The 25,430-nt window shown below is 47.4% G+C and carries 13 protein-coding genes and 8 pseudogenes; 17 read left to right on the forward strand and 4 right to left on the reverse strand.

Annotation, left to right across the window (positions count from 1 at the left end):
* The first annotated feature begins 275 nt into the window (after positions 1-275).
* From AAYN39_RS19905 to AAYN39_RS19930, 6 genes and pseudogenes are all read left to right on the forward strand, one after another.
* A pseudogene (locus AAYN39_RS19905) lies at positions 276-535 on the forward strand (AlpA family transcriptional regulator).
* Entirely contained in the window at positions 532-1,083 is a 552-nt protein-coding gene (locus tag AAYN39_RS19910; protein WP_015701354.1) for a host cell division inhibitor Icd-like protein, read from the forward strand. Before AAYN39_RS19905 ends, AAYN39_RS19910 begins: the two are co-directional and overlap by 4 nt.
* Positions 1,080-1,307, forward strand: coding sequence for a hypothetical protein (locus AAYN39_RS19915; protein WP_001216603.1), 228 nt, complete (start codon positions 1,080-1,082; stop codon positions 1,305-1,307). Before AAYN39_RS19910 ends, AAYN39_RS19915 begins: the two co-directional genes overlap by 4 nt.
* Positions 1,304-1,624, forward strand: coding sequence for a DUF5375 domain-containing protein (locus AAYN39_RS19920; protein ID WP_000795388.1), 321 nt, complete (start codon positions 1,304-1,306; stop codon positions 1,622-1,624). The genes AAYN39_RS19915 and AAYN39_RS19920 overlap by 4 nt, the downstream gene beginning before the upstream one ends.
* A 14-nt stretch (positions 1,625-1,638) precedes the next feature.
* Positions 1,639-3,971 (forward strand): annotated as a pseudogene (locus tag AAYN39_RS19925) (primase-helicase zinc-binding domain-containing protein).
* A gap of 736 nt (positions 3,972-4,707) precedes the next feature.
* Positions 4,708-4,848 (forward strand): annotated as a pseudogene (locus tag AAYN39_RS19930) (Arm DNA-binding domain-containing protein); the annotation flags it as partial.
* Between the two features lie 31 nt (positions 4,849-4,879).
* On the opposite strand, the pseudogene AAYN39_RS19935 reads toward AAYN39_RS19930, so the two are convergent.
* Positions 4,880-6,029: pseudogene (locus tag AAYN39_RS19935) on the reverse strand (IS3 family transposase).
* A 354-nt stretch (positions 6,030-6,383) separates the two neighbouring features.
* Between AAYN39_RS19935 and AAYN39_RS19940 the strand changes: the two are divergent.
* The 5 genes and pseudogenes from AAYN39_RS19940 to afaD form a co-directional block, all read left to right on the forward strand.
* Positions 6,384-6,817: pseudogene (locus tag AAYN39_RS19940) on the forward strand (CD15/CS22/SEF14 family fimbrial major subunit); the annotation flags it as partial.
* Positions 6,818-7,001: 184 nt separating this feature from the next.
* Positions 7,002-7,754: an SEF14/SEF18 fimbria chaperone SefB gene (gene sefB / locus AAYN39_RS19945; RefSeq protein WP_001772663.1), complete on the forward strand. Its 753-nt coding sequence runs from the start codon at positions 7,002-7,004 to the stop codon at positions 7,752-7,754.
* A gap of 4 nt (positions 7,755-7,758) precedes the next feature.
* Entirely contained in the window at positions 7,759-10,227 is a 2,469-nt protein-coding gene (gene sefC, locus AAYN39_RS19950; RefSeq protein WP_048668082.1) for an SEF14/SEF18 fimbria usher protein SefC, read from the forward strand.
* A complete protein-coding gene (locus AAYN39_RS19955; protein ID WP_001077814.1) occupies positions 10,224-10,439 on the forward strand; it encodes a hypothetical protein in 216 nt (71 codons plus the stop codon). Before sefC ends, AAYN39_RS19955 begins: the two co-directional genes overlap by 4 nt.
* A 32-nt stretch (positions 10,440-10,471) precedes the next feature.
* A complete protein-coding gene (gene afaD / locus AAYN39_RS19960) occupies positions 10,472-10,669 on the forward strand; it encodes an AfaD family invasin (protein WP_230374043.1) in 198 nt (65 codons plus the stop codon).
* Between the two features lie 33 nt (positions 10,670-10,702).
* Here afaD and AAYN39_RS19965 read toward each other — a convergent pair whose 3' ends face one another.
* Positions 10,703-11,347, reverse strand: a complete 645-nt coding sequence (locus AAYN39_RS19965; RefSeq protein ID WP_001681529.1) for an AraC family transcriptional regulator — start codon at positions 11,345-11,347, stop codon at positions 10,703-10,705.
* A gap of 746 nt (positions 11,348-12,093) precedes the next feature.
* On the opposite strand from AAYN39_RS19965, the gene pefI reads away from it, so the two are divergent.
* The 6 genes and pseudogenes from pefI to AAYN39_RS19995 all read left to right on the forward strand — a co-directional run bounded on the left by pefI (position 12,094) and on the right by AAYN39_RS19995 (position 15,666).
* The gene (gene pefI / locus AAYN39_RS19970; RefSeq protein WP_000504713.1) at positions 12,094-12,303 is read left to right on the forward strand and encodes a transcriptional regulator PefI; all 210 of its coding nucleotides are present in this window, start codon (positions 12,094-12,096) and stop codon (positions 12,301-12,303) included.
* The gene (locus tag AAYN39_RS19975) at positions 12,288-12,638 is read left to right on the forward strand and encodes a helix-turn-helix transcriptional regulator (protein ID WP_000135400.1); all 351 of its coding nucleotides are present in this window, start codon (positions 12,288-12,290) and stop codon (positions 12,636-12,638) included. Before pefI ends, AAYN39_RS19975 begins: the two co-directional genes overlap by 16 nt.
* Positions 12,639-12,882: 244 nt before the next feature.
* A pseudogene (locus tag AAYN39_RS19980) lies at positions 12,883-13,537 on the forward strand (DsbA family protein).
* Positions 13,527-13,673: a hypothetical protein gene (locus tag AAYN39_RS19985; protein WP_001141719.1), complete on the forward strand. Its 147-nt coding sequence runs from the start codon at positions 13,527-13,529 to the stop codon at positions 13,671-13,673. Before AAYN39_RS19980 ends, AAYN39_RS19985 begins: the two are co-directional and overlap by 11 nt.
* 50 nt (positions 13,674-13,723) lie before the next feature.
* Positions 13,724-14,569 carry a YjiK family protein gene (locus tag AAYN39_RS19990; protein WP_000490324.1) on the forward strand — a complete coding sequence of 282 codons (846 nt, stop codon included), beginning with the start codon at positions 13,724-13,726 and terminating at the stop codon, positions 14,567-14,569.
* Between the two features lie 262 nt (positions 14,570-14,831).
* Positions 14,832-15,666 (forward strand): annotated as a pseudogene (locus AAYN39_RS19995) (IS3 family transposase).
* A gap of 110 nt (positions 15,667-15,776) precedes the next feature.
* On the opposite strand, the pseudogene AAYN39_RS20000 reads toward AAYN39_RS19995, so the two are convergent.
* Positions 15,777-22,101: pseudogene (locus AAYN39_RS20000) on the reverse strand (DEAD/DEAH box helicase).
* Positions 22,102-22,113: 12 nt separating this feature from the next.
* Positions 22,114-25,413: an STY4851/ECs_5259 family protein gene (locus AAYN39_RS20005; RefSeq protein ID WP_000083327.1), complete on the reverse strand. Its 3,300-nt coding sequence runs from the start codon at positions 25,411-25,413 to the stop codon at positions 22,114-22,116.
* Positions 25,414-25,430: the final 17 nt, after the last annotated feature.

The raw sequence follows: 25,430 nt of genomic DNA on the forward strand, positions 1-25,430 counted from the left end.
GTTCACCCTTCACTTTGTTCAGCCAGCCAGCTTCTTAGATTTTTTAGCGATTAAAAAAAGAAATATATAAACAAAAGTAATCAGCAATGGGCCACCGGTTTGCCAACGTTTGCCAAAAAACGGCCAACGTTTGCCACTGTATAAAAATCGCTCTGTTGTGTGGTGGAGTACTACAAAATGACTTGTTGCCCTGCGTAAAAATATTCACAAAATAGAGAGCTACCCGAAGCCGGACGGACACGACCGGCACTGTATGGACTTTGTGAGGTAGCCCGATGCACACCGCTTTTTCTTCCCCGTCTTCTGCCCCTGCCGCGCCGCTGATGCCGGTTTCTGATACCGTTCATGAGCGTTTTATTCGTCTGCCCGAAGTGATGCATCTGTGCGGTCTGTCCCGCTCGACCATTTACGACCTCATCAGCCGGGAAGCCTTCCCGAAACAAATCTCCCTCGGCGGAAAAAACGTGGCGTGGGCGCAGTCTGAAATCACGGCATGGATGACTGACCGCATCGCAACCGGGGTTATGACGCATGATGATGACCATTCAGCAAACAGCCCCTTTTTCTGGCTTGCTTCTTTTTATCGTTTCCAGGTATAGTTTTCCCGCTGTCGCAAAATCGGCAGCCGGGCGTGGAAACCCGAGTAATCTAACGGCGACACCTGACGCGCCATGCGTCTTTTTTTGTGTCTATGCCCTCGTGCACCTGTTACTTGCGCAATGGTTTCATGACCTTTGCAGCTATCGAGTAATGGTGGCTCAGGCGGGGCCGACTTCGGTCGGGCCGGTATCCGTTAGAGCCGGTATTTCCACCCCCGTCTGGGCTACCACCACTGAGCGTGGAAACTCCGGTGGTAGCATAACCTGCTATCTAACGGAGGTTGCCCTTATGGCTACGATCCTCACCCCGTCATACCCGCAGTTTGTCTTTGTGTTTGCCGCTGTTCGTCGCGCAGACCGTAAACCCCGTATCTGTATGCTTCGCACCGTTGCCGGTGATGAACAGGCCGCACGTCTTTCCCTCGTTCGCGATTACGTCCTCTCGTTCGCTGGTCGTCTGCCGGTTGCGGAGGTGCGCGCATGAGACACACCACCATTACCGCCCGTGACCTCGAATGTCTGGAGCATATGCGCAACGTCGGCCAGCTCGTCAATGAGCTGATGCAGGTGCAGGACTGCGCCACCGTTCGTCGCGACCCGGTGCAGCAGTCACAGCTCACCTCGGTGATTTACCTCATGACCGCCCAGCTTGACGGCGTGGTAGAGCGCTGCAATCAGCGCTGGCTGACCGGGGAGGGCAACGTATGAAAAATCCATTACCGCCCGTATTACGCGCCGCGCTGTATCGTCGCGCCGTGGCCTGTGCCTGGCTGACCCTGTGCGAACGCCAGCACCGCTATCCGCACCTCACCCTCGACGCGCTGGAAAGCGCCATTGCCGCCGAGCTGGAGGGCTTCTACCTGCGCCAGCACGGAGAGGAAAAAGGCCGCCAGATTGCCTGTGCACTGCTGGAAGATTTAATAGAAGCCGGGCCACTTAAGGCCGCACCGTCGCTGTCCTTTCTCGGGCTGACCGTGATGGATGAGCTTTGCGCCCGTCATATCACCGCACCGGTACTGCACTGAGGGAGAAAATAAACATGAAAATGAACGTAACGGAAACGGTAAAACAAGCCTGCGGCCACTGGTCGCGTATTCTCCCGGCGCTGGGTGTGAAGGTGATTAAAAACCGCCATCAGGCCTGTCCGGTGTGCGGCGGCTCTGACCGTTTCCGCTTTGACGATAAAGAGGGACGCGGGACGTGGTTCTGCAACCAGTGCGGCGCGGGTGACGGGCTTAAGCTGGTTGAGAAGGTATTTGGCGTGTCGGCCTCCGAGGCCGCCGGAAAGGTGGATGCCGTGACCGGCAACCTGCCGCCGGTTGCCCTGGAAGTGATTGCGGCCGCAGAAGCAGAAACGGAGGCTGACCGCAAAGCGGCGGCCGCGCTGGCCGTAAAGCTCATGGAGAAAACCCGACCGGCCAGCGGCAACGCCTACCTCACCCGCAAGGGATTCCCCAGTCATGAGTGTGTCATGCTGACGGCCACACACAAAACCGGCGGCGTGACGTTCCGCGCCGGTGATATGGTTGTCCCGCTGTATGACAATGCCGGGGCGCTGGTTAACGTTCAGCTTATTAATTCTGACGGTCTCAAACGCACCCTGAAAGGCGGGGCGGTAAAAGGAGCGTGTCACACCATCGAAGGGAAAAACAGGCGGGAAAACGCCTGTGGGTTGCGGAGGGCTATGCGACCGCGCTCACCGTACATCACCTGACCGGGGAAACCGTCATGGTGGCGCTGTCCTCCGTGAACCTACTTTCTCTGGCGAGCCTTGCCCGTCAGAAACACCCGGCCTGTCAGATTGTCCTCGCCGCCGACCGTGACCTTAACGGCAACGGCCAGAGTAAAGCCGCTGCGGCCGCAGACGCCTGCGAGGGCATTGTCGCCCTGCCGCCGGTGTTCGGTGACTGGAATGATGCGTTTATGCAGAAAGGTGAAGAGGCCACGCGGAAAGCCATTTATGACGCCATCCGGCCTCCGGCTGACAGCCCTTTCACTACCATGAGCGAAGCGGAATTTACCGCCATGAGCACCAGTGAAAAGGCAATGCGGGTGCATGAACATTACGGCGAAGCGCTGGCCGTGGATGCGAACGGCCAGCTCCTGTCCCGATATGAGGCAGGAATATGGAAAATCATTCCCCCGTCGGATTTTGCCCGCGACGTGGCCGGGTTGTTTCAGCGTCTGCGCGCCCCGTTCTCGTCGGGGAAAATTGCCTCAGTGGTGGAGACCCTGAAACTGATTATTCCGCAGCAGGACGCACCGGCGCGCCGTCTGATTGGTTTTCGTAACGGGGTACTCGATACCGCCACCGGCACTTTCAGCCCGCACCACAAATCGCACTGGCTGCGCACGCTATGTGATGTTGATTTCACCTCACCGGTGGAGGGCGAAACGCTGGAAACCCACGCCCCTCATTTCTGGCGCTGGCTTGACCGCGCTGCCGGTGGCAAACCGGAAAAACGCGATGTGATTCTGGCCGCGCTGTTTATGGTTCTGGCGAACCGTTACGACTGGCAGCTCTTTCTCGAAGTCACCGGCCCCGGCGGGAGCGGAAAAAGTATTCTGGCCGAAATTGCGACCATGCTTGCCGGGGAAGATAACGCCACGTCGGCCACCATCGAAACGCTGGAATCACCCCGCGAACGCGCTGCGCTGATTGGCTTCTCTCTGATACGACTGCCTGACCAGGAAAAATGGAGCGGTGACGGGGCAGGACTCAAGGCCATCACCGGCGGGGATGCGGTCTCCGTTGACCCGAAATACAAGGATGCGTACTCCACCCATATTCCAGCGGTGATTCTGGCCGTGAACAATAACCCGATGCGCTTTACCGACCGCAGCGGTGGTGTATCGCGCCGCCGGGTGATTATTCACTTCCCGGAGCAGATTGCCCCGGAGGAACGCGACCCGCAGCTCAGGGATAAAATTGCGCGCGAGCTGGCCATCATTGTGCGTCAGCTTATGCAGAAGTTCAGCGACCCGATGACAGCGCGCACACTGCTCCAGTCACAGCAGAACTCCGACGAGGCACTCAGTATCAAGCGCGATGCTGACCCGACGTTTGATTTTTGCGGCTATCTGGAAATGCTCCCGCAGACCAACGGGATGTTTATGGGTAATGCCAGTATTATCCCGCGTAATTACCGTAAATATCTTTATCACGCGTATCTGGCCTATATGGAGGCTAACGGGTACAGGAACGTGCTCAGCCTGAAAATGTTCGGGCTGGGGCTGCCCATGATGCTGAAAGAATACGGCCTGAATTATGAGAAGCGGCACACAAAGCAGGGGATACAAACCAATCTGTCGCTGAAAGAGGAAAGCTACGGCGACTGGCTGCCGAAATGCGAGGAACCCGCAGCAACATAACCAACTCCAGACCGGCAACAGCCGGTCTTTTTCTTTCTGGACATTGCCACAGGGTGAACACTCCACTGTTCACCCTTCACCGTATATTCACCCTGTATCACCATGAAATTATTGATAAAAAACCAGAGGTGAACAGTGTGAACAATAAAACCTGAAAAAACTTTTTATCACCCTGCGCATCGCCTGACCAGGCGCATCCAGGACGAGCAAAAATCACAAATGTGAAGAGTCGATTGTTCACTCTTCACCAACTCATCACCACTTATCACCATGATATTAAAAAGAAAAGTGAAGAGGTGAACAGTGTGAACAGTTATATGGAAAAAAAGAATTTTACTGATGTTCAATATTACCCCGGTTAGGATCCGTATATCGGAACCTAACCGATGGGGAAAATAACAATTTCCTTTTTAATACCAATCAGTTGTGAACTTAAGGGGCTTAAAAAGCCATGGGGGCACAAAAGGGGGCACATGAACATGTGTTCTTCTTTATTTCCTTTATTTTCAATTTATTATGTTGTGTTTTGAGTCCGGCCTTCGCACCATACAAAGCTTTTTTCAAGTCTACTAACGTCTACTTTAATCCACAAAAACAGTAAGTTAAGCGAATTTCTGACTTGGCTTAGTCTGTTCACGTCTACTCAATTCCTTGAACATATACCAACCGATGATGGTATAACTGATGGTATTCCCGGTTCGATTGATTTTGGTACCAACACTGGAGGTATCAACTGATGGCTCTCACCGATATCAAAGTTAGGACTACCAAGCCCTCCGACAAACCCTTCAAACTCACAGATGGGCAGGGTATGCACCTGCTGATCAACCCCAATGGTTCAAAATACTGGCAACTCCAATACCGTTTCGGGGGTAAACTGATCCTACCCGCGTAATAGGGATACAACCTTAAGCGCGGTTCTGGTTTTCAAATTGTTCCGGACTGAGACCGCCACAGGCACTGTGGCGACGCCAGCGATTGTAATCGCACTCAATATAATTAAACACTGCTGCCCGCATTATTTCCCGGCTGGCAAAGTCCTCTCCATGCATACATTCCACCTTCAGCGTGTGGAAGAAGCTTTCCGCACAGGCATTATCGTAACAACAGCCTCTGGCGCTCATCCTGCCCCGCAGATTATGCCGTTTCAGTAAGCTCTGGTAATCCGCTGAACAGTACTTACTGCCTCTGTCTGTATATATGGTGACTTTTCCGGTCGTTTACGCCGCCACAGCGCTATGTGTAATGCATCGCAGGCAAACTGTGCCGTCATCCGCGAGGACATAGACCAGCCAGTGGCTGACTGCGGCCACAGGTCAATAACCACGGCCAGATAAAGCCAGCCTTCACCGGTGCGAAGATACATGATGTCACCCACCCATTTCTGATTCGGGCCACTGACGTAAAAGTCCTGCTTCAGCAGATTCTCTGGACTGGCAGACCATGTTCGCGGTAACTGACTGGACTGATCTTCCGTGAAGCTTTCGCCCGCAGCGCCTGCCGGCGCAGGCTGGCCGCTACGGTATACACCCGTCCCTGAGCACGAAGCTCATCCGTCAGGCGTGGCGCACCATAGCGCTGTTTGCGTCACTGAATGCCTCCCGGGCGACGTTATCACAGACAAGGCGGAACTGCTGACGCTGGTTTATCTGATGACGACGCTGATGCCAGACGTACCAGCCACTACGGGCAACCTGAAGTACACGGCACATGGCTTTGATACTGAACTCAGCCTGATGTTTTTCGATGAAGACATACTTCATTTCAGGCGTTTCGCGAAGTATGTCGCGACCTTCTGGAGAATAGTCAGTTCCTCATCCCGTTCTGCCAGTTGATGCTTCAGACGGACGATCTCTGCGGACATCTCCTATTCGCGTTCAGAAGAAGAGAGCTGATTTTGCTGTTTTCTTCGCCAGTTGTAGAGCTGCGATTCATACAGGTTAAGCTCGCTGGTAGCCGCAGCCATCCCAATGCGTTAGCCAGTTTCAAGGCTTCGTCGCGAAATTCAGGCGTATGTTGCTTGCATGGCTTTTTGGTGGTTGATGCTGCTTTTGTCATGTGAGACACCTCTTTCTTGAGAGTTTACTCACTTAGTCGCATGTCCACTCTTGCTGGGTAAGATCAGACAACCCATTCTCTCAATAAATAACATAAACATTTTTATTTGGATGTATTTTTTTGTTTATGCTTTTTAAATAAAGGGTTGATATGAAATTTTTTAAACATGTGGATATTAGATATTCCACAAAAAGTATTAATGGATCATTCGCTTATTAATGGGGGGGGCGTGTAAAGATAAAAAAATAGTGATCCTTGTTTTTTGCTTAAATTTTTAAAATGGCGTGAGTATATTAGCATCCGCACAGATAAATTGTGCGAATGCTAATAGTTGATTTTTGGAGATTTTGTAATATGCGTAAATCAGCATCTGCAGTAGCAGTTCTTGCTTTAATTGCATGTGGCAGTGCCCACGCAGCTGGCTTTGTTGGTAACAAAGCAGAGGTTCAGGCAGCGGTTACTATTGCAGCTCAGAATACAACATCAGCCAACTGGAGTCAGGATCCTGGCTTTACAGGGCCTGATGTTGCTGCTGGTCAGAAAGTTGGTACTCTCAGCATTACTGCTACTGGTCCACATAACTCAGTATCTATTGCAGGTAAGGGGCTTCGGTATCTGGTGGTGTAGCCACTGTCCCGTTCGTTGATGGACAAGGACAGCCTGTTTTCCGTGGGTATATTCAGGGAGCCAATATTAATGACCAAGCAAATACTGGAATTGACGGGCTTGCAGGTTGGCGAGTTGCCAGCTCTCAAGAAACGCTAAATGTCCCTGTCACAACCTTTGGTAAATCGACCCTGCCAGCAGGTACTTTCACTGCGACCTTCTACGTTCAGCAGTATCAAAACTAATTTAATTTAAACTTTATAAATGCCCTCAATATGAGGGCATTTGGATAATTTTATTATTTTAAAAATATCTATTTTGAATAGATAGGTTTTATGCTTCCATGCAAAAACTTAAAGAGGGATTATGTATATTTTGAATAAATGTATACGTATAACTGTTATCTTTTTCTTTTTTTGCTACCTTCCAATTGCTTCTTCGGAAAGTAAAAAAATTGAGCAACCATTATTAACACAAAAATATTATGGCCTAAGATTGGGCACTACACGTGTTATTTATAAAGAAGATGCTCCATCAACAAGTTTTTGGATTATGAATGAAAAAGAATATCCAATCCTTGTTCAAACTCAAGTATATAATGATGATAAATCATCAAAAGCTCCATTTATTGTAACACCACCTATTTTGAAAGTTGAAAGTAATGCGCGAACAAGATTGAAGGTAATACCAACAAGTAATCTATTCAATAAAAATGAGGAGTCTTTGTATTGGTTGTGTGTAAAAGGAGTCCCACCACTAAATGATAATGAAAGCAATAATAAAAACAACATAACTACGAATCTTAATGTGAATGTGGTTACGAATAGTTGTATTAAATTAATTTATAGGCCTAAAACTATAGACTTAACGACAATGGAGATTGCAGATAAATTAAAGTTAGAGAGAAAAGGAAATAGTATAGTTATAAAGAATCCAACATCATCATATGTGAATATTGCAAATATTAAATCTGGTAATTTAAGTTTTAATATTCCAAATGGATATATTGAGCCATTTGGATATGCTCAATTACCTGGTGGAGTACATAGTAAAATAACTTTGACTATTTTGGATGATAACGGCGCTGAAATTATAAGAGATTATTATTTTAAGGTGTAAACAAATGAAGAAAACCACAATTACTCTATTTGTTTTAACCAGTGTATTTCACTCTGGAAATGTTTTCTCCAGACAATATAATTTCGACTATGGAAGTTTGAGTCTTCCTCCCGGTGAGAATGCATCTTTTCTAAGTGTTGAAACGCTTCCTGGTAATTATGTTGTTGATGTATATTTGAATAATCAGTTAAAAGAAACTACTGAGTTGTATTTCAAATCAATGACTCAGACTCTAGAACCATGCTTAACAAAAGAAAAACTTATAAAGTATGGGATCGCCATCCAGGAGCTTCATGGGTTGCAGTTTGATAATGAACAATGCGTTCTCTTAGAGCATTCTCCTCTTAAATATACTTATAACGCGGCTAACCAAAGTTTGCTTTTAAATGCACCATCTAAAATTCTATCTCCAATAGACAGTGAAATTGCTGATGAAAATATCTGGGATGATGGCATTAACGCTTTTCTTTTAAATTACAGAGCTAATTATTTGCATTCTAAGGTTGGAGGAGAAGATTCATACTTTGGTCAAATTCAACTTGGTTTTAATTTTGGTCCCTGGCGGCTAAGGAATCTATCATCTTGGCAAAACTTGTCAAGCGAAAAAAAATTTGAATCAGCATATATTTATGCTGAGCGAGGTTTAAAAAAAATAAAGAGCAAACTAACAGTTGGGGACAAATATACCAGTGCAGATTTATTCGATAGCGTACCATTTAGAGGCTTTTCTTTAAATAAAGATGAAAGTATGATACCTTTCTCACAGAGAACATATTATCCAACAATACGTGGTATTGCGAAAACCAATGCGACTGTAGAAGTAAGACAAAATGGATACTTGATATATTCTACTTCAGTCCCCCCCGGGCAATTCGAGATAGGTAGAGAACAAATTGCTGATCTTGGTGTTGGTGTTGGTGTTGGTGTTGGTGTTGGTGTTGGGGTTCTTGATGTTAGCATTTATGAAAAAAATGGGCAGGTCCAAAACTATACAGTGCCATATTCAACTCCTGTATTATCTTTGCCTGATGGATATTCTAAATATAGTGTAACTATTGGTAGATACAGGGAGGTTAACAATGATTATATCGATCCTGTTTTTTTTGAAGGGACTTATATATATGGTCTGCCTTATGGGTTTACTTTATTTGGTGGAGTGCAATGGGCAAATATTTATAATTCATACGCCATAGGCGCAAGTAAAGATATTGGTGAGTATGGTGCTCTGTCTTTTGACTGGAAAACATCTGTTTCGAAGACTGATACATCCAATGAAAATGGTCATGCATATGGGATTAGATACAATAAAAATATCGCTCAGACAAACACCGAAGTATCTTTGGCTAGTCATTACTATTATTCGAAAAATTATAGAACTTTTTCTGAAGCAATTCATAGTAGCGAGCATGATGAATTTTACGATAAAAATAAGAAATCAACAACCTCTATGTTATTAAGTCAGGCATTAGGATCTCTGGGTTCTGTTAACTTAAGCTACAATTATGATAAATATTGGAAACATGAAGGTAAAAAATCAATAATTGCTAGTTATGGGAAGAATTTAAATGGTGTTTCGTTATCGCTTTCATATACGAAAAGTACATCAAAGATTAGTGAAGAAAATGAAGATTTATTCAGTTTTCTACTCAGTGTACCTTTGCAAAAACTTACAAATCATGAAATGTATGCTACATATCAAAACTCATCCTCTTCAAAGCATGATATGAATCATGATTTAGGTATTACTGGTGTGGCATTTGATAGCCAATTGACATGGCAAGCAAGAGGGCAAATAGAAGATAAATCGAAAAATCAAAAGGCTACATTTTTAAATGCTTCTTGGCGAGGTACTTATGGGGAGATCGGAGCAAACTATAGTCATAATGAAATAAATCGTGATATTGGGATGAATGTTTCTGGTGGGGTGATTGCTCATTCATCAGGAATTACGTTTGGTCAGAGTATATCGGATACTGCTGCACTGGTCGAGGCTAAAGGTGTAAGTGGGGCAAAAGTTCTGGGCCTACCAGGTGTTAGAACCGATTTTAGAGGCTATACAATATCCAGTTATCTTACTCCATATATGAATAACTTCATATCTATAGATCCAACAACGTTACCAATAAATACGGATATTAGGCAAACTGATATTCAAGTAGTTCCTACCGAAGGTGCTATTGTAAAAGCTGTATATAAAACAAGCGTGGGTACTAATGCATTAATTAGAATTACAAGAACAAATGGAAAGCCACTAGCTCTTAGCACAGTTCTTTCACTTAAGAATAATGATGGAGTAATCCAATCAACATCTATTGTTGGCGAAGATGGTCAGGCATATGTATCTGGATTGTCAGGAGTGCAAAAATTAATCGCTTCGTGGGGGAATAAGCCCTCCGATACTTGTACAGTTTTTTACTCTCTTCCCGATAAAAACAAAGGTCAGATTAGCTTTTTAAATGGAGTGTGCAAATGAATCAGTATAATTCGTCAATACCTAAGTTCATTGTCTCTGTTTTTCTGATTGTTACTGGTTTTTTCAGCTCAACTATTAAAGCACAAGAACTTAAATTAATGATTAAAATAAATGAGGCTGTTTTTTATGACCGTATTACAAGTAATAAAATAATAGGTACGGGGCATCTATTTAACAGAGAGGGAAAAAAATCCTCATTAGTTCAAGTTTAGAAAAAATTAAAAATACCCCAGGGGCATATATTATTAGAGGTCAGAATAACTCAGCCCATAAGCTTAGGATAAGAATAGGTGGAGAAGACTGGCAACCAGATAATTCAGGTATTGGTATGGTATCTCATTCTGATTTTACTAATGAATTTAATATTTATTATTTTGGGAATGGAAACATTCCCGTTGATACCTATTTAATAAGCATATATGCGACAGAAATTGAATTATAATAAAGGGTGCGCAAATTGGCGCACCTATAACTCTTAATTATAAAGCATAAATACAGCTTTTTCTCCTGTATTTCTATGCTTATATTTTAGATGGAATTGTTTTGGGGTTAAACCATAATAGTCAGAAAATAACTTAATGAAATATGATACGCTTGACATTCCTACGGCATATGATACTTTATTAATATGTGTGTCGCTATCAAGTACCAAACGCGCTGCTTTTTGCATCCTGGCATCTAGAAGGATTCTGTAAAAATTAGTATTTTCATTCTCAAGTTTTTTTCTGATAGTCACTTCTGATAAATTTAGTTTTTCGGATAATGTTTTTAATCTCCATTTTGTTGAAATGTCATTATCTATTGTTTTTCTAACAATATCAGAAAAACTACGTGAGACTGAAATGCACAGAGATGTGTATAGCTGCTCGATATTATTCACTTTTGAAAATAAACAGGCAATTTCATAAATATCGTTGTTGTTATTTTTTCTCTTTTTTAAATATTCAAATAAAATTCCATTAATTCCACTGTCGGTTATAATAAAAACCTTATCGCTAAATGTTCTGTAGCGTATTGGTGATAAACTTTCTGAGCAATTAGAAGCCTCAAATAAGCATAAAACTCTACTTAATAATTCATCTGGTAAAGTAATAATATCAAATGATTCAATATCATCCATATATTCAATTTCCACAACAGCTTCTATATTTTTTCTATTAAGGCTATGTTGCCTCTAGTTATTTTTATTTCCTCTGGCTTTGACTTGTTCTTAATGGTAATAATACAGTTTTTCGAATGTAAAATAGCATAACGATATAGTTTTATTTTTATGGCGTTTTTTTTCAGCATGGAATTGCACCTAATTTTTACGCTTCACTGCAGAAGCCGATTTTATATTATTGTAGGTATTGTTTTATGATATAAAAATAACTTTATTAGATATGATTAGCCGAAGATGATGTTTTAAAATATCTAAATACAGTGTAAGCCATGTGTGGTTGTTATAAGTGCTTTATAGGAGTTGTTGTTTCGTTATGCTCAATTAATTGTGTTCATCTATATCCAACGGAGAGCCATGTGATATTTCTTTTAATGCCGGTACTGTACAGTCCGGGCAGGCTTGATTGGACCTATAAAAATAGATATGACTATCTCCTAAGATTTTAAATACTCCGTATAAATGTTGAATGGGGATACTGAAATGCCTTTGATGTGACGTCTTAAAGGTAGGGCTTTATACATAACCAATACTCGAGTGACTCTGATGAAAGTGAATACGCATAAATGAACCATCAAAATATTCATATATTTTTACTTTTCGTCTTGGTTTGACCATATCGTAATGAGGTTGCTATAGAATGGATTAGTATTATTTTGTGGTAGTGGTAAATACATTTATTTTAACCTTGAAGAGTGGGGCCGTTTATGGGTGAATCCATCATTACAAACATCATCTCCATCATCCGGGAGCGTCAGAGTACGGACAACGCGCCTGTTAAAATCCGCGATATTGCTGATGCTGCCGGACTCAGTATCTACCAGGTCCGCTCATATCTTGAGCAACTCCGTGCTGTCGGGGTGCTTGAGAAAGTAAATGCCGGAAAGGGAGCGCCCGGATTATGGCGTCTGCTTTGACCGCTTTCCCGGAAGACGGGGACATCAGCCGGATATGGTACGATCGGCTTTGTATCGAATTTAACAGCGACGGCGGACTGAGTCCGGCTGAACTGCGGGTTATCCGACTGCTGCTGCAGGGCTATAACTGCGGGCAGATTGCTGCCCTCTGTTTTCGCAGCGTCAAAACCATTTCAGCCCAGAAAGGCCTGGCTTTCAGGCGCCTCGGCGTCAGGAATGATGCCACCCTGTTGCCAACCCTGATGCTTCTGGGGATGGTGACACTGTATACAGACCTGAACCGGTGTCATTCACTGGAGGAGAGCGGCCCGGAATGTGGGTCGGAAGCTGGATAAGTATCACTGAAAGTTATTTTATCATGTTCATGAAATTCGTTTATTACGCCTGTCTGGCCGTCGTCATATTAATGGCAATGGTCTTTTGTGTGTCAGTGCTTTTTATTCTGGAAAACTCATGACCGGAATATTCCGGCTGCCGGCTTAATGACCGTGCCGGATGAATTAAGATTTACTGCTGCTGTCAGGCGGTACCGTTAAGCGGCCTTTCATTCTGTATATCTGTTATCCATGGAGTGTTTCCGTGACGATGAATTATGCCCGGGAGCTGTTTTTCCTGAGGGGAATATTATTTTCTTTTTTTTTTACCTGGCCGCGCCCGTCCTGTGATTGCGCAGGAGTGGGAGTTCATAACTCCCTTGGTGGCTGATGCCCCCGCCGAGGTGGAACTATTTTTCTTTTACTGTCCGCCCTGCTATGCGTTCTCACAGACGATGGGCGTGGCCCGGGCCATCCGGCACGTACTGCCGCACGGTGACCGGATGATCAAGTACCATGTCAGCCTGCTGGGCCCCCTCGGCCATGAGCTGACACAGGCCTGGGCGCTGGCCATGATGATGAAGGAAACTGACGTGGTCGAGAAGGCCTTCTTCACGGCCGACATGGTGGAGAAACGCCTGCATTCCCCGGACGATGTCCGTCGGGTGTTTATGTCTGCTACCGGTATCAGTCGCGGGGAGTATGACAGAAGTATAAAAAGTCCCGCCGTGAATGACATGGTGGCATTACAGGAACGGTTGTTTAAGGAATATGGCGTGAGGGGGACGCCTTCCGTGTATGTCCGTGGCCGTTACCATATCAACAATGCCGCCTTCGGTGCATTCTCCGTCGAAGATTTCAGGAGCCGTTATGCCGCGGTGGTCCGGAAACTGCTGGCCGGTAACCCTGATGCCGACTGATGATAAAGGCACCATACAGGCCGGAGATATCCCCCCGCTCCGCGCGCTGATTCTCCTGCTGCTGACCAGCGTCTTTATCTCCGGCTTTCTGACCGGCGTCTTGGCCATGCTCTGGCTTATCTGCCGTGGGGCATGATGTGAAGTCCGGTCTCCCCTGTAACAGAAAACATAACTTTCACCACCACGATGTTCAGATATTTATGTAACCAGAAAGCTGCACTGCTGACCGCCATTCTCCTGATGGCGGCCGGCGTGCTCACCCTGTGTTTCCCGGAGTCCTGGTACCCGCAGGAAACAGAATGGCAGCTCACGGCAGAAAAAGAAATTACCGGGATACACGGCGGCCTCTCCGGCCTGACATGGAACCCGGACAGCAGAACGCTGTTTGCCGTGACCGACCACCCCTCCTCGGTGGTGGAGCTGGACACGGAAGGGAACGTGCTGCGGGTGATACCGTCAGACGGCGACCACGATTTTGAGGCCATCGAATACCTCGGCGGGAACCGCTATGCCCTGTCCCGGGAGCGGGAGCGGACGCTCACCACCCACTGCATTGACAGCAGCACGACCGTCCTCCCGCCGGCAACATACAGCCTGACGCTGGATGTGAACAGGCACAGCGACAATGCCGGTTTTGAAGGCCTTGCCTGGGGACGGGGAGAGCATGCCCTGATGGTGGCGCAGGAGAAAAAACCGCTGCGGCTTTACGTGACGGACCGGAGCCCTGATGCGCTGTCGGTGAGTGACTCGCTGACACACCGGGCGTCCCTGCCATGGTTCCTGAAGGATATCTCCGGTCTGCATTATGACCGGAACAACGGGCTCCTGTATGTACTTTCCCATGAATCTGCCGTGGTCGTGGTGTCGGATCTGGACGGCGGGAGGAAGGTGATGTCGCTGCGCCGGGGACACTGTGGCCTGCGAAGGGATATCCCGCAGGCGGAGGGGATAGCCTCAGATGACCGGGACACGCTGTGGATAGTCAGTGAACCGAATCTGTTTTACCGCTTCACCCGCACGGCTTCGTCCTGAGGATGAGGCGGCGCGGAAGGTGAAGTAAAATTCGCCGCGTGAAGCCGACCGGTGTTGGTGCCGGTGTCAGCGGTGGATTCTGACAGTGGAAAGATGATGAAAAACATAACATTCAGCGCATCTTTTTTCAGGGAATTATTCTGGTTTGTGGTGATGGTGGGAAGCTGGTTGATGACCTTCCCCTGACCTTCCCCCTGTAAACAGTGCCAGTCTAAACTGAAGTTTCCGGTCTTTCTTCCATCTCACAGAGAGGCGCATTGCCATGAAAAAGACCCGTTATACCGAAGAACAGACTGCATTTGCCCTGAAACAGGCTGAAACCGGCACCCGCGTCGGGGAAGTCTGCAGAAAGATGGGAATTTCTGAGGCCACATTTTACAACTGGAAGAAAAAATTTGCCGGGCCGGGCGTGACGGAACAGCGGCGTCTGCGGCAACTGGAGGATGAGAATCAGCGGCTGAAGAAGCTGGTCGCTGAGCTGAGTCTCGACAAGGAGATGCTGCAGGAGGTACTGAAGCAAAAGTTCTGAGGCCGGCTCAGAAGCGCCAGGCGGTTACATTTTTGCGGGAGGCTTACTGTATCAGCGCCCGGTTCTGACGCATGTCGATCAGTGCCGGAGTATGGATTTTGTGTCAGATAATCTGTTTAACGGGCGGCGTTTTCGGGCGCTGGCTGTAGTGGATAATTTTAGTCGGGAATGCCTGGCGATCCATGCCGGAAAATCGTTAAAAGGCGAGGATGTGGTCAGAATAATGGAGGCACTGCGGGTGCCGGATAAGCGGCTGCCGGTACGAATCCAGACGGATAACGGCAGCGAGTTTATCTCAAAAAGTCTGGATAAATGGGCGTATGAACACGGCGTCACAATGGACTTCTCGCGCCCCGGAAAGCCGACAGATAACCCGTTTATTGAACCATTTAACGGCAGTCTGCGGGATGAATGCCTGAACATTCACTGGTTCCTGTCACTGGAAGATGCGCAGGAAAAACCCGACAACTGGCGCAGGGAATACAATCATGAGAGAACGCATTCATCATTAAATGACATGACTCCGGCTGAATTTATCCGAAGTCTCCGGAAAGACGAAGCTCTCTGATTTAGCACTGTACTGAATTTGTGCCAGGGTCATTATCGACATGATTACCGGCAAGCGCACCACCGCCTGATGTTAGCCGCTCCCGATGTTTAATCGGGAGCGGTTTCGCATTAAGGGACTATCACCTGCACCAGCACATCGGTTGCCCAACTTTCCTCGCTGTTGACCACCTGACCTTCAACGCAGGCTTTTGCCATATTCCCGAGCTGGAAAGCCACATCATCGTTAAAATCAAAATCGCGATACGCTCGCGCAAAGACGATGCGCCAGTATCCCATCCCTTGGTCAAAACGGATCTTCAGCGCCTGACCATTACTGAAGGTCACCATCAGTTTACGATGGTGTGGAATATCACGCGGCGAGCCAACGGTGTTAACCACGACGGCTCTGCCCATAGATGCCGCAAACCACTGGTCGGCAAAATCCTGAAAATCCGCTTCACTCATCCAGTCATGGAACGGCTTGTTGCCTGGCCGCTCTTTACTCTTAAACAGCGTATCAATCGTCACTTGCGCATCCTGCGCCAGGATCGATTTCAGCGGTTTTAACAGCCCGCCTAATAACGCCAGCGCCACCGGGTTTTGCAGATAACGATCGCTATAGTGAATGCGCGTCACCTGGTTTTCCTTCAGCAGCGTCTGAATATCTTCCTGCGCCCCGGTTAACACGCCCCAGAAACGCTGACCAAATTGAGAAACCGGGCCATTAAGCTGCTTATGGATCTCAATATCGTTGACCAGGCCTCTGCTACCTGCGGCATCGGATAATAGCTCTGCTTTACTAAGCGTTATCGGCTCAAACGCATGGCTGCGAATAACCATCTGGCTATTCAGATGCCAGTTCGGGCCGGGGATGGTGGCCTCTGGGCTGCGAGAAATCAACATCATCAGGCGATCGTTGAATGCTACCTGTGCGACAACCGGCGTATCCGTATTCAGCTCAGACTGGCAAAGCTGCATACCAATGGCGGCAAACTGCGCAATCTCCTGTAAAAGCTCCGGATCTTCAATATGACCGGGCACAACCAGCGTAACCTCAACCTCATCTTTCAGCCGATAGTTCTGGATCGCCGTTCGGAACTGGCGGGCATACAAATCCCACTCGTTAAGCGGCCCATTCATCCACAACGTGAGTTTGCGCGCCCCGTCGTTAATGGCACGACGGATAGCATCCTCAATGCTGCCTGGGCAATACTGCGCGTCGGCCAGGGAGAATTTTTCCGCCTCCGGCAAACCGATATAGTGACTGAAATCCTCCCCCAGCCAGGCCTGCGCGGCTTTACGATCCAGCTGATCGTGATCGTGGCGGGTCTGCGAATCGAGCAGACATTCGCTACAGGCGGTATCACAGTGGCGGCATCCCAGCTGTTTCACCATCCCTTTGAGGACCGCTTCAATATGCAATGGCGCACTGGAAGCAAACCCCGCACCGCCGCTGATAATGTCGTAAAGCTGCACCGCCAGGACCGATTGCTCATTATCCAGTCTGACCGGACGCACCGCATAGCCCAGTTCTGTCGCCGATACCCCCAGCACGCTGGCCAGCGCTCGACGTAGTGCAACCGCCAGCGTCATGGCCACAATACGGCCTTCATCAGAATTATCGGGGATATACTCCCCGTTTTGCGGACGGCGCAAAATGAGTTCAAACACATCGGTGCGCGCCAGCGCACCCAGCGTGACATTCTTATTCAGCGCCGTGGAGCCAGGGCAGATAATCCGCTGATTCTGGCTGTCGCGATCAGATTTACCGGGGCGCGGAGGATAATGCGCTTCCATCGATTTCGGCGTATCGGTGGCATTGAGCATTGACTCCGCCCGGCCGCAGCTCAGGCACAGCGCATAACCGTGTCCACCTTCGCCCATGCTCTGCTGGAAAACATGACCATCCGCGCCTGACGCCATAAAACCCATCAGCGGGTTTGGCAGTGGCACGCGTTCTGCTTTCACAAACACCCAGGCAGGCACCACCGGGATGAATTTCATTGTTTCAATGTTGTTCGTAACGGGAGTATGGGCATCGGTGACAAAACCGGCGGGCTGTAATACCTGACGTCGGTTATCCAGCGTGATCCGCTCCCCGCACGCGCTATTGGTACAGAATAAATCCCCCGAGCCACCAATACCTTCCTCATAGCCTAAAGTACCGCATTTATGGCAACGCCAGGCGCTGTCCAGACGCTGGGCTTCGTTAGTATCGGCGTTAAGGTTATGCCAGTGCAGCGAAACACCGGCCGAGCGGAATACCCGACCATCAAGGATAATCTCCGCGCCCGGCGCATACTCACGGATCGCAACGGAAAGGTTGCGCGAAGGCAGCCCTTTATAACGCGAAACGTTATCCTCCCGGTCATTCTTATCACGGCTTTTGTGCGTTTTCTCGCGGATATAATCTTCCATGGTGAAGTTATCAAAAGTGACAACATCCGTTGGGAAGCCATATCCGGGTAGGAAAGTTCGGGCCGCCAGATCGCGTAACAGGTATTCACCACAATGCCGTTTTTTCTCCAGTTCCAGTCGCCTGCGGTACGGCGTATTGGGCTGCGATTCACTTTCCTGTTTCACGAGATCGCGGAAGATCCCCAGCCAGCGTGTCTGTAAGACGGCAATAGCCTCCTGCGTTTTATCCCGCAGTTTTTCTGCCGTAACGCCGTGCAATGCCGTCCCTTTAACCAGACGCTCCAGCGCGTTATCAATGCTCAGCGTCGGACGTTCGAGCCAGGCTTTAAAACGATTGCATACCGACTGGTCGAGCTCTTCGCCAAAGAACCACTGGCTATTAAGGCTGGTACGCTCTTTTTCGGTTTCACCGACCACATGGCATAAGTATTCTGACAGTAACAGGGAATTGACGTGACGCTGCACCAGACGCTCTGAGTTCATTGCCACCATTGGAGCCGGGATCACCGTCTCAAACGGCCAGAGGGGATTAGCAAAAACCTGCTGATCGTGCGGGTTCCCTTTGCACAAGGTGTACGAAATAGCGCGTGACTCTTTACTACGCCCGGCACGCCCGGCTCGCTGTAAATAGTTGGCCGGATGCGGAGGAACGTTGTTCATCACCACTGCAGAAATACCGCCAATATCCACACCCATTTCCATCGTGGTTGAGCAGTTAAGGACGTTAAGCTGCCCGTTTTTAAACATTCTTTCGTAGCTTTGCAGGCGCTCCGACGATTGCTGTGCCGAGTGTTCTGCGGTGCGGTAGTAAAATCCACCTTCTACCACGCGATCGTTAATGTCCGTCCAGAGGTTTTGCGAGCGTAATGGTAGCACTTGCGGATCCTGGCTTACCCAGTCACGCACTTTTGTTAACCCGTCGACATAATCATCCTGAGAGCGATCGTGTTCCCAGATCGCTGGCAGCGTGACTTCCTGAGCCAAAAACGCGTCGTACTGTGCACTCGTCAGTCGCTCGAACTGGATATGCATGGGCAAATAGGGGGTCAGACCTTTGAAGGTTGTCGCCAGTAATTTATTGGTCACTGGACAAATGCGTGCTTTTTGCACCAGAGAGAATGTCAGATGCTCTTTCGGTAAATAAAAACGGTTTCCATCAGGCTTCAATACCGCCAGAGATCCTGTTAGCTGGAGCCAGGCTTCTTTCAGCCAGGCGTTAACAATATCAATAGTTACCGTATTTACGGTGTTAAATTTGGCCCCTAAAATCAACAGCTTGACCAGGCGCTGAGTCACATTACCGTGGCGAATTTGCGGCCAGCGTTTAACCTGGTTGTCATCTGGCTCTTTCGAATCTGGGTTGCGGACAAATTTGGAAGAGAAACGGCTACCGATCCAGTTTCTTAGATCGTCATCCAGTTGGATGTAGTTGCTTTCTCTGACATAGAAATCCAGCGTCACCTTCAGAAAATCGCGCCAGTCATCAAGGGTTAAGCCTTTAGCCTGCCAGTGAGTAGGAACACTGTGAGCCTGCCTTCTCCAGCCCCTGATAGCCAACCTGAACCAGCCCCTGGGTTTCCAGGCTGTTGGTTCGTTTCGGGCGTCGCATAAACTCACGGAAAAGCAGCATTTCGGCGAGTTTCAAAGGGCCGCCATTTTCGGTGAAAATTTCAGGCTTCAGATAATGGTTATATTGTAAAATTGGTCCCTGTATATCGGCTTTCTCTTTCAGATCATTGACCATTTCCGTCCAGGTTCGGCAAACTAAAATGGTTGCAGCCTTTCCCCCCGTCGCCGTCTGGATTGCCTGTTCAAGGCGTTCGGCCTGAGCTTCAGAAAGTTTTGCTTCCTCGGGCATTCCCCACTCGCGATACTCCCGGGCTTCTTCACGGTATTGTGTCACCCTTGCAACCAGTTTCATCACGTCAGCCTGGTCATTCGGAGCACTCGTTGGCTGTTTTCGTTGGTGCCAGCCAAGAATTTCTACTACGCTACCACGTAATCGGCTGCGCTCTGCTTCCTGCTGCATACGTACTGCCATTCGCGCCGTCCCCTGACGACTGTCGGTAAAGGTAATCAGGCGACGACCTCGACCAGGCAAAGAGAGCGGGCCGACACCATCTTTACCTTCATCACTAGTGAAGTCCTGACAATACTCCAGCACCGTAGGCACAATATTGGTGACATAAAAAGGCCCGCCCAGTAACGCCCTTCGGAAGGGCTGTTTACCCTTTCCGCCTTTATAGCCACAATTGCTGGCACTACAGATTTGTTCGATATCATTAATTGCCAGCGGAATACTGTCCGGGTTCACCACGCCGATACTGCGGGTCTGACGATCGAGCCGCTGCATAATATAGCCAGCTTCCGTATTACATTCCGCAGCAATAATTTGTGGCGACTGGAATACAAAATCCTTCTGAATCTTTTCTCCGGATGTTTCAAAATCGTCAGAAATTTCATCCTGTAGGGAGAATTCATCTCCACCTTTATTATCCCACTGTACGAGTTTGCCTTTTTTATCCCGTGCAAGAAGATGCGGTTCATTACACTCATTGCAGAATGCCAGTTCAAAAACGGGACTGCCGCACTCGCAGTTTTGCCGCTGATTTACATACACATTGCCAAAAGACCAGTTTTTTTCCAGCGCGGTATTTTTTTTAGCTGCACAGTTCTTATCCACACATGTCCAGATGCCCTGGGTGTTTCGCTGGAAAATATGTGCTCTGACTTTCAGAAATGCAGGATCCTTTGCATTAGGGAGTGTGCCAGAGCAAAGATCGATCCAGCGTAAAACATCCTGCTGCGTGTACTGATGTTTGGTCAGCTCGTTCAAACGCTGGGTCAGCGTATCAAGTTTCATTGGTCGGGGTTGGCTAACCAGCATTTCGCGTAAACAGCGCGCTTCCGGAGAGTGGGTCAACGCACTATAACGCTCCGGACTGATCCCTTCACTCTCCGAATCAGGGATATGCTCAATCTCATCCAGTGACAGAGAATATTGTTTGCAGGGTTCGAGCTCAGGAATAACGCGGCTTCCGCCCAGAACATCAATACGTTCCTGTGGCACTCCTGACAGCTCAGACAAGAATTTTTTCAGCTGCTTTTCAGCATCACTTCCGGCAATGGTGGCCGACGTCGCCACAAAGCGAACATCATCAGGCGTGACGCCAAATGCCGTCATGACGCGACGGAGCTGTAGAGCCAACTCAGCGGCCTGAGAACCAACGTAGGTATGGGCTTCATCCAGAACTATCCAGCGTAATGATTTTTCAGCTTTTGATTTCTGAATAATCGGTGCATCAACCTGACGAACCATCATGTATTCCAGCATGGTACCGTTGGTCACTAAAATGGGGGCGGGTTCTTCACGCATCTTCTCTCGTGACAAAACCTCATTAGGCCTGTTTGCCTGCTCACTTTTGACCAAAGCGTGCAATTCTTCTGTGTTACCGTTATACAGACAGTACCGAATTCCGGAACCAAAACTACGGGTCCACGCATCTAAACGCTCGCGCTGGGAATTAATCAGGGCATTCAGTGGGTAAAGAAAAAGTGCTCTCACACCTATCAACGGTTTTTTGTTCTTGACCTGAAGCTCACGATAGAGGTCTTCCAGTACCGGGACCATAAAGCATTCCGTTTTGCCAGAGCCTGTCCCGCTGGTCACCACGACTGAGTGTTTTTTCTCAAGTAATGATTGCCAGCTGGCTAACTGATGCGTGAAAGGTTTCCAGTCAGAGCCAAAACGATAACGACCATTTTCCTCACTATCCAGCGAGTCCACCACCTCCTTGCTTAGCAACGTTTGTTTTGTTGCAAGGTCTTTCATTGTGCTGTTGGACTCTTTCCAGCCAAATGTCTGTTCAAATACGGGGGAGGCAAGAAACGATCCTTCTTTCCCGCAATCGGCCGCCATTTGTTGCGTGAGATGCTCGCGAAGATTCGGGTTGGTCACCCCCATAATACTCAGCGTCGCCTCCGTAGAACGCGACAGTGATTGTTCAATCAGCGAAGAAAAATAGCGTGTAGTCATTCTTATTCCTTTTTATTTTTCAGTAACATTACGCAATAGACAGTATTGGAAAATGGCGTTAAACCATCGTGAGTCAAAATCTCTAACCTGTCTCAAGAAAAATACGGCGCCGGGCTTATTCTCAAAAACACTTTCAAATGTTGTTTTACCGCTGGCAACAGCAGCAGCAAATACGGGGAGCAAGGTGACGGAATAGCGGTAGCTGGCATCAGGGGAAATATCGATAACAGGATTTTGTTGCGACATATACCAACGTAAAAGGCCTGGGCCACCAAATTCTGGCCAGCGAGATTCACCATGTTCGCGTAGAAGTTCCTGATACCACTCAAGGATAATACCTTTCATCGTCAACTCAGGAAAAACCGGTGGTAATTTCCCTTGACTCAACCATAATTGCACCTCACTGGCATAAGTCGGGAATGTTGTGCCCAGCTGTTGATACATTCTGTACAGCAACCTTATCTGCATTTCCTCCGGTGCACCTTTATGAGTCAAAAAAGCACGAAAACGTGTGGCGGAACGTTTAACTTCTGTAATGGATAAAAACTCCCAGAAAACGGGAAACTCACTTTCAATACGGCTGAGATAATCAATGGACATTTCAAATTTGAACAGCGACATCGCCAACGCTTGTGGATGCTGAACAAGTGCCCGCCATACTTCAAAGGTAGCCAAAGGTAAATACCCGAACTGATCGTATAAATTGCGTAAGAACTGCCAGCCCGAGTGTGCCGGGTCGCTCGCCATTTGTTCCAGAACTAACATAATGGTGTTGACATCTGAACGAGGATTAAAAAGCTGCGTTGCTTTTTGTAAAGACTGTATTGCTGTCGCGTCGCTTTGAATTACCGGCTCACCTGCAATAAAGCAAGGTCGAAATGAGGCTTCTTCACCTGGTTTCGGCAGCACCAGCCATGGGCCATTCTTTTGTATTATCGAACTTAGTTCAAATTCACCAACTGGTACACCTTCGCTCATTCTTGACGTCAGCAGTACAACTTTTCTCTCCGGTTCGCTGAGTAACATAATGACGGGCGAAGGGATCTGGCCTGTACGATTACTTATTGAGTTTGCGAGAAGAATCTGCCTGCCACGATCATAGTCCAGACTATATTTATAACGTCGGATCTGCCAGGTAAAAGAACTACCACCTCCTTTTATGCGCATATCAACTGTTTGATCAATTCCTTCCTCCAGGGAGAGTAAATTATCAATATGTTCCCTTAAGCTATATAAAGTAAGCTCTACCGGACATTCTCCCGCACTGTAGTGCCACTCATACCAGGCCTGCATTCCACTACGCGAACGTAAACGTAGTTCAAGCTGGTATCGCGTAGGCTCACCATTTTTTCCGAAAAGATATGCTCTGGCACCCAGAAGATCGTTAATCGTTAAATTTTTCGGGAGAGGTTTCTCATCTTTATCGAACGCAAGACAGCCTCGTGCAGGAAATGGTAACCAAATAACAATCGGGTTTGCAGTGAGGTTTGGCGTTATTTGTAATGAAATTGATGCAGGAGGAATGCCCTCCGCCTTCATCATTATTTCTGTACTATCGGGCAACCGCTTCCGTCCAACTTCAAGTGTTTTTTCCTTCAAGCTATACAAACAAGGGTGCTGAGTAGTAATAATGACAGAACCTTCGTTCGCCTGTTGTCCATTTTTTATTTCCAGACTAAAATCATTGGGGAGAATGCCAATTTTCTTACGCAGTAACGTTTCATCATTTTCGTTACGCACCGAAATAAACTGTGCTCCCATTTTTTCTTGTACATCACAATTTTCTATAAATGTTCCGTTGAAAAAACGCTTGTAATGGCGCGTTGATAGATTCTCAGAATGTTGAGTAATTCCAGGAACACCGAGGAAGAGTTCATCCGGATAACTTGTCCAATTTAATCGCTTCCCCTGGAAAGAGAATCCAGTATGGATAATCTGATCTCTTCCTATCTTTATCCGGTACGTTTCATCGCCTTTAATGATGATATCCTGGCGACCTTTGATGGTCAGAGCATGGCATCCCAAAGCCGAAAAGCCAGAGTCACAATCCTCATGTTCTGAAGCCAGACAGCCATCCTTTGGCAGCACAATAAGTACATGGCTGCCACGTACGCTGCAAGAGGCTTGTCCCTGTAACAGCCATTCATTTTTATCAGAAACAAAAACCAATGGAACATCGCCAACCGCAACTTCACTGCCTTCTAAAAGATTGGAGCCGAAAAACATACCCCCAGCTCTCGCCACAATAAACAAACTGACCGTGGGATTTCTTCGGTAAAATTTAATCTCGCGCTTACGAACTTTTATTTTTGCCTGGGAGTTACTTAGCGTTGCATATGCAGGTCCCAGACTTGCGATTTCGTTACCATCTTCATAGATAGCAAGCTCGAAGCGCGTTGTTGAAGGCTCAATATCAATTGAAAAACTCAGTTCTTCAGGCAGAGAAATGAGTGCCTGGAGGGCTTCAGGATGATTTTCTGACCATAAAAACTGACAGAGAGTGGTTTTATTCTTTTGAAGGCGGGGTTTTGATTCAGTAGAAGCTGTTCGTAAAAGTCCATTAAGGAAACTGGTACCCGTATCATCATCGAGAGGGACAGGGAAACTGTCACGCCACTTAGGATGAACACGTTCAAGTTCTTTTACGGGTTCGGTATGATTACTTAAATCATAAATTTGAACAAGAGATACTAACTGTTCAGCCATCCGACTAATAAGCTCAACTGAAGTATCCTCTTTGAAAACGACTGGCAGGGATGATTTTTCTACCGCTGCATGGACTAACGCGAACGTGGAAATGTTAGAAGATTTAGCCTGATCGTATTGATTTAGAATGAGAGAAAACATCGACTGAAAACGGCTATTAGATTCCTTTAGCAACCTGAAAGGTAGACCGCCTTCACTGAATAAGGAGCCTAAGAAATTCCGCCTTTCTGTGTCATAAAACCGCACTGGACGCCCCCAGTAACCATCCAGGCCTTTAGGGATAATTTTCCCCATTTTCGAGGAAGATGCTGAGATACCTATCGTCTTGTAAATTGGCTCCCATGCCCATCCATACTCTCTTTCATAATCTCTTCGATACCACTCTGAGCAGAACAATGTGAAACAGGCTGCGTACCCTTTATCACTTTTATAACCATCGGGTACCCCTATAGCTCGCAGCAGCCGTTTCAATTCATCATATTCTTCACTCGTTGCGTGGTATTCATATAACGGACGATGGTCTGGTTGCTTCAATCCTCTGCGGGTGAGGAATTTAGCTAGCCATGGGGTACACTTTAGAATGGATGCGTATTCGGACTGACTCAAAGCAAGCTCCTTGCATT

This window comes from Salmonella sp. K21076 (genome assembly GCF_039650795.1).
Lineage (GTDB): Bacteria > Pseudomonadota > Gammaproteobacteria > Enterobacterales > Enterobacteriaceae > Salmonella > Salmonella enterica.

Excerpts from the sequence above, each read along its gene's own strand:
- AAYN39_RS19910 (WP_015701354.1), top strand. The coding sequence starts at position 532 with ATGATGATGACCATTCAGCAAACAGCCCCTTTTTCTGGCTTGCTTCTT.
- AAYN39_RS19915 (WP_001216603.1), top strand. The coding sequence starts at position 1,080 with ATGAGACACACCACCATTACCGCCCGTGACCTCGAATGTCTGGAGCAT.
- AAYN39_RS19920 (WP_000795388.1), top strand. The coding sequence starts at position 1,304 with ATGAAAAATCCATTACCGCCCGTATTACGCGCCGCGCTGTATCGTCGC.
- sefB (WP_001772663.1), top strand. The coding sequence starts at position 7,002 with ATGTATATTTTGAATAAATGTATACGTATAACTGTTATCTTTTTCTTT.
- sefC (WP_048668082.1), top strand. The coding sequence starts at position 7,759 with ATGAAGAAAACCACAATTACTCTATTTGTTTTAACCAGTGTATTTCAC.
- AAYN39_RS19955 (WP_001077814.1), top strand. The coding sequence starts at position 10,224 with ATGAATCAGTATAATTCGTCAATACCTAAGTTCATTGTCTCTGTTTTT.
- AAYN39_RS19965 (WP_001681529.1), bottom strand. The coding sequence starts at position 11,347 with ATGGATGATATTGAATCATTTGATATTATTACTTTACCAGATGAATTA.
- pefI (WP_000504713.1), top strand. The coding sequence starts at position 12,094 with ATGGGTGAATCCATCATTACAAACATCATCTCCATCATCCGGGAGCGT.
- AAYN39_RS19975 (WP_000135400.1), top strand. The coding sequence starts at position 12,288 with ATGGCGTCTGCTTTGACCGCTTTCCCGGAAGACGGGGACATCAGCCGG.
- AAYN39_RS19985 (WP_001141719.1), top strand. The coding sequence starts at position 13,527 with ATGCCGACTGATGATAAAGGCACCATACAGGCCGGAGATATCCCCCCG.
- AAYN39_RS19990 (WP_000490324.1), top strand. The coding sequence starts at position 13,724 with ATGTTCAGATATTTATGTAACCAGAAAGCTGCACTGCTGACCGCCATT.